At 41.9% G+C, this 5,271-nt stretch carries 5 protein-coding genes; 3 read left to right on the top strand and 2 right to left on the bottom strand.

Annotation, left to right across the window (positions count from 1 at the left end; genetic code table 11):
- Window positions 1-245: 245 nt before the first annotated feature.
- On the top strand, window positions 246-1,802 hold the full coding sequence (gene tyrR / locus L1D50_RS21395; RefSeq protein WP_128725508.1) for a transcriptional regulator TyrR: 1,557 nt from the start codon (window positions 246-248) through the stop codon (window positions 1,800-1,802).
- 28 nt (window positions 1,803-1,830) lie between these two features.
- On the opposite strand, the gene L1D50_RS21390 is transcribed toward tyrR, so the two are convergent.
- Window positions 1,831-2,325, bottom strand: a complete 495-nt coding sequence (locus tag L1D50_RS21390) for a hypothetical protein (protein WP_167815410.1) — start codon at window positions 2,323-2,325, stop codon at window positions 1,831-1,833.
- 272 nt (window positions 2,326-2,597) lie between these two features.
- Here L1D50_RS21390 and L1D50_RS21385 point away from each other — a divergent pair, with 272 nt between their 5' ends.
- Window positions 2,598-3,131, top strand: a complete 534-nt coding sequence (locus tag L1D50_RS21385) for an acyl-CoA thioesterase (protein ID WP_128725509.1) — start codon at window positions 2,598-2,600, stop codon at window positions 3,129-3,131.
- 74 nt (window positions 3,132-3,205) lie between these two features.
- Here the strand turns inward: L1D50_RS21385 and L1D50_RS21380 are convergent, their stop codons facing one another.
- Window positions 3,206-3,856, bottom strand: coding sequence for an OmpW family outer membrane protein (locus tag L1D50_RS21380; RefSeq protein WP_128725510.1), 651 nt, complete (start codon window positions 3,854-3,856; stop codon window positions 3,206-3,208).
- Window positions 3,857-4,115: 259 nt separating this feature from the next.
- Here L1D50_RS21380 and dapE point away from each other — a divergent pair.
- A partial coding sequence (dapE, locus tag L1D50_RS21375; RefSeq protein ID WP_239966771.1) for a succinyl-diaminopimelate desuccinylase occupies window positions 4,116-5,271 on the top strand: 1,156 nt, incomplete at its 3' end.

Here is a 5,271-nt window from a genome sequence, read left to right as displayed (position 1 = left end):
GTATTATATCTATAAGTGTTTATGCGTTGCAATCTTTTGAAATAGAATATGATTTTCTAAATCAAAAACTTAATAAGCGCTGAAAGGTGTTTTAATAAGCAACTTTTTTCTGTCCACTATTAGTATAGGGTAAGAATTTACGAAAGTAGATAAAATCCTGTTCAATATTCTTTACGTTTTTCTAGTCGGCCAGCTATTCTTAGAGTATGATCTCATCAATTGTTAAAACCCGCTTTGAGGAACAAATGCGTCTAGAGATACATTGCGCTGACCGTATTGGTATTGCCCAAGAAATTCTCAATATCTTGGTGAGTTACCGTGTCGACTTAAAAGGTATAGAAGTTGATTCAGTAAATTGTCGAATGTACGTGAGCTTTCCACCCATCGAATTTGAACAGTTCCAGAAAATTATGCCTGAGATCCGTTTAATTGATGGCGTTGAAGATGTTCGTACTACCGCGTTTTTACCATCAGAACGTGAGCATAATGAGTTGAATACTTTGCTCAGCGCTTTGCCTGATGGCGTAATTTCTATTGATGCTAAAGGTTGGGTTCGTCACTGCAATGACGCAGCTTGTCGTGACCTAAACATGGTTGAGAAGGAAGTGATCGGTGCTAATATTAACAACCTTTTGAAAGGATTTAATTTTACCCGCTGGTTAGAAGGTAAAGAGGTATTAGGCCAAACGACTCGAGTAGAAGTGGGTGGGGAAGATTTTATTGCTGATATTTTGCCAATTTCGGTACCTCAGGGGATCGAAGGTGACGTATTAGCAGGGGCGGTAATTAACATCAAGTCGCAGTCGCGATTAGGCCAACAAGTCAGTGCATTTCGTCGTTATGGTCAAGAAAGCTTTGCAACCATTCACAATCACAGCACAGCGATGCGCAGAGTCGTACGTGAAGCCAGAAAAATGGCACAGCTAGAAGCGCCAATTCTGATCACAGGTGAAACTGGTACGGGTAAGGAGCTGCTGGCTAGAGCATGCCATTATGCTTCCAATCGTTCGCTAAAACCCTTTATCGCACTTTCTTGCGCCTCATTACCTGATGACGTTGCTGAATCCGAGCTTTTTGGTTACGCAGGATATGAAGAAAATGCAGCGCCAAAACGCGGTGTATTAGAACAGGCTGATGGTGGCACGGTATTTCTCGACGAAGTGGGTGAAATGTCGACACAGTTACAGACTAAGTTACTGCGTTTCTTACAAGATGGTACTTTCCGTAAAGTCGGTGACGAAAATGAAGTTAAGGTCAATGTTCGCATCATAGCTGCAACGCAAAAAGATTTGCCTGCAATGGTGCAAGAAGGTGCATTCAGAGAAGACCTTTACTATCGTATTAACGTACTAACACTTGAAATTGCGCCGCTGAGAGATAGGAAAGCAGATATCGGGCCTCTGGCTGAGCATTTTGTACAAAAATATGCCCAGCAAAATGGCCATCCAGCGCCAACTCTTGCTAGAGAATGTATTGAGTTTTTAGAGAATTATCCGTGGCCTGGTAATGTGAGGCAGCTAGAAAACGCTATTTATCGTGCAGTTTCGTTGCTTGACGATAAAGAACTTCGTACCGAGCATCTAAACCTACCGACCTTTACGCATGACTTAGGTTATTTGGAGTCTGACTTTGAAGGGACGTTAGACCAAGCCGTGAAGCGGTTTGAAGCAACTTTGTTGCGCAAACTTTACCCTGCTTATCCAAGTTCACGACAGCTGGCGAAACGTTTGGGATTGAGTCACACAGCCGTTGCCAACAAGCTGCGTGAGTATGGGATAAACAGAAAAACAGTCAAGGTATGATCTGAAGGCCATGCGGTGTGTGTGGCCCTTATGATTTGGTTCCCATGTCTTTTGTCACGCCATCGACCTTAATATTCTTAATGCCATCTTCTTCAAAAGAGAGTGTGATACTAACGTTATCTCGCGCAAAGAAATAATCTATCCCATTTACTGTCAAGACGTAATTACCCTTCACAGAGTCACTAAACTCTTTTTTCACAAGAGAGATGTGATGATCTGCAATTTGCCACTTAAACTCAGAAATAAAACCTTGATTGAACTCTTGGATCCAAACGCGGGTATCGTCTTTACTTAGCGTGATGGCGACAGAGTATGACTCTGGTAATTCAGACATGTCATAGAGATTCGCACCTATGCGAAATTGTTCAGTCTGTTTGTTCCAAGCAAAACCAAACTCAAACGCTTTTTCTACACCAGTTGGGTAAGTTAATGTGCCTTCTCCTTTAAAGTCAAAGTCTGCGTAGCACACGCTGGAAAAGGCAAGTAACAAGGTAAAATAAGTAAAAAGGGAAAATTTTTTCATCGACTTCACTTTAGCTATTATTAATTATAGACTTGGCCATGCCCAAGCCTAATTCGTTGTTTCTAAACTTATTTTGCAGGCTTCTCTCGCCATGATAGTAAGGCGCTCATTCTTCGAAGCTCAGGATATTAATCTAGTTTACCAAGAGCATTACCGCAACTAAGGGTCAAAGCAATGTATCGGTTATAGAAGTAAGCGTAGCAAAATAATCACTTTAGAATATGAATTGCTATGCTAGAATCGAAAAATTATTAACTGGTAAGACCATTGTTATGAATTTATATTTCCGTTTACTGCTGTTGTTTTGGAGAATAAGACAGAATAAACAAATAGCAGATTCCATTTTATCGCCGATAGATATTGAGTATCGTGCCCTACCAAGTGACTGTGATATTAATATGCACTTGACCAATTCTCGATATCTTGCGTTCATGGACTTGGCACGTACTTGGATGACAGAGCGAGTTGGATTATTTGCAGCTGTGATGAAACGCCGCTGGTTTCCAATTGTGAACGCAACGGCGATTACTTATATTCGTGATATCAAACCACTGCAAAAGTTTACCATTACCACTAAGGTGGTGGGGTGGGATCATAAATATTTTTACATTGAGCAGCGATTTCATTCGAAGCGTGGACTACATGCGATTGCGTATGTTCGTGGAGTATTCAAGCGCAAAGGTGGGGTAGTTACAGTTGAGGAAATGTTGGAAGTGGCAGGGTTTAACGGTGAAGCACCTATTTTATCTCCTGAGATTATGCATTGGAAAGCCATGTTAGAGGCAAAGAAAAACAGTAATATATAAATTATAAAGGCCACATCAGTGGCCTTGGGGATTGAGAAAGTAACAGTAAATCTGTGATTTAAACTACTTAGGTGTTAGAACTTATACTTCACACCGAACATAGCCACAACAGGGTCTATCTCAACGTCTGAAGTCAATGCTTTTACGCCGTTTGCGTACACTGTTGCGTCGGTATTGATGTCCATTTTGGAGATCATACCGTGTAGACCCCATTTTTCATTTAAGTCGTAGTTAAAACCAATTTGTAATGCGATACCAAAAGAGCTATCTAAATCAACTTCCACATCGTTAGTCTTTAGCGTTGCCTTAAGTGCTGCACTTGGCTCTTCATCGAAGAATACTGTGTAGTTTAGGCCTGCACCGATAAATGGACGGAACTTGGCACTCGAATCAAAGAAGTGGTACTGCGCAAGTAGCGTTGGTGGCAAGTGTTTGATATCTGCAATTTCAGCTCCAGCCAAGCCACCAGCACCGTCTACGGTATGAGAAAATGGTGTTGCCGCAACTAGTTCAAACACGATGTTATCGCTGTAGTGGTAATCAAGCGTGATACCAAGCTGAGTATTTGAATCAGCGACTAAGCCTAGCGAGTTATCTTGATCAATGGCAGAGGCCGTGTTGTCAGGGTTTACATTAATAGCACCAACATTAACACTGAAATTTGCGTGTGCGAAGGGAGCAGCAACTAGCAGAGTAGATAAAAGTGCAGCGCTTAAAGTTTTCATTTTCTTCTCCTAACCCTATGTGAGGACATTTTTAAACTGTGAAACAGTGTGTGTTTTCAATGAAGCCATCTTAAAAGGGTTCAAAAAATGAAAAACTGTTCTAGATCAATTTTTAAATTGTAAGCTTTCAGAAATTTTTGAAAGTTTGATTTAGATTAAGTTTTCTCGATGTCATTAATTTGCATTAAAACTGCAATGCTGTGGTCAAAGTTTCATCTTTAAATAATTGCTAGATTTCATCTACAAATCATTCTTAGTTATGTCACTAGCAACACAATATCAAGATCTTAGCTCATCTTACGTCACAGAGATATTAACGCACTTGATCCAAGCGCCCTCAGTTACGCCGTGTGATGCAGGTACTATCACTTTTATGTCAGAGCAACTCGCCGCGCTGGGCTTTACTATTGAGCAGTTTGAGATGCAAGGAGTAAAGAATTTAATTGCGAGTTATCATTTCTCTGAAGGACCCACCTTTGCTTTTTCTGGTCACGTGGACGTTGTGCCTGCAAATAATAAAGGCTGGATTGTGCCGCCATTTAGTGCGCAGATTATTGATGGCGTGATATATGGACGTGGAGCTGCAGATATGAAAGGTGGTGTTGCGGCAATGCTTGCTGCAACCAAAGCATTACTTCAGCACCGTGAAAAATTACAAGGAAGCTTTTACTGGTTGCTCACGTCTGACGAAGAAGGTGAAGCGGAGTTTGGTTCCAAATTGATCGCAGAGCGGTTAGTGGAAAATGACATTGAGCTAGATGCTTGTTTGGTTGGGGAGCCGACTTCACACCAAGTGGTGGGAGATACGGTAAAAAATGGTCGTCGCGGGGCCATTTCAGGACGTATTCACGTTAAAGGAAAGGCTGGGCATGTGGCGTATCCAGAACACACCGTTAATGCGGCTCACGTCGCCGGCCAGTTAGTTAGTCAACTCGCGCTTTTACCTTGGTGGAAAGATGAAGTGGGATCGCAAACCACGCTGCAAGTCACCGGGATCACAGTTCCAAGTATCGTGGATAATTTAGTACCAGCAGAGTGTGAAATCATCTTTAATATTCGTTACAGCCATGCTTACAAAAGCCAAGAAGTGGTGCAGTACATTCAGGAGTCGCTGGCTAAATCCGGTACTGAGTTGGAGATCTGTTGGGAGCGGCCTTGTGAATCATTTTACACCGGCGCGAAGCAAGAAAACTGCTTTTTAACTCTGGTAGAGCAAGCAATCCAAGAAACAACGGGGCAATATCCGAGTTTAAGTACCGCAGGCGGCACCTCTGATGGTCGCTTCTTCGCGACTGGAAAAACGCAAGTGATCGAATGCGGGGTAAAGAATGATTCAATTCATCAAGTGAATGAACATCTATCCCTCAGCGACCTACATGTGATAGAAAAAATATACTTGTCTGTTTTAAAAAGAT

The sequence above is a fragment of the Pseudoalteromonas sp. Isolate6 genome (genome assembly GCF_022398435.1).
Classification (GTDB): domain Bacteria; phylum Pseudomonadota; class Gammaproteobacteria; order Enterobacterales; family Alteromonadaceae; genus Pseudoalteromonas; species Pseudoalteromonas galatheae.
This window is presented reverse-complemented; position numbering and strand designations above follow the sequence as displayed.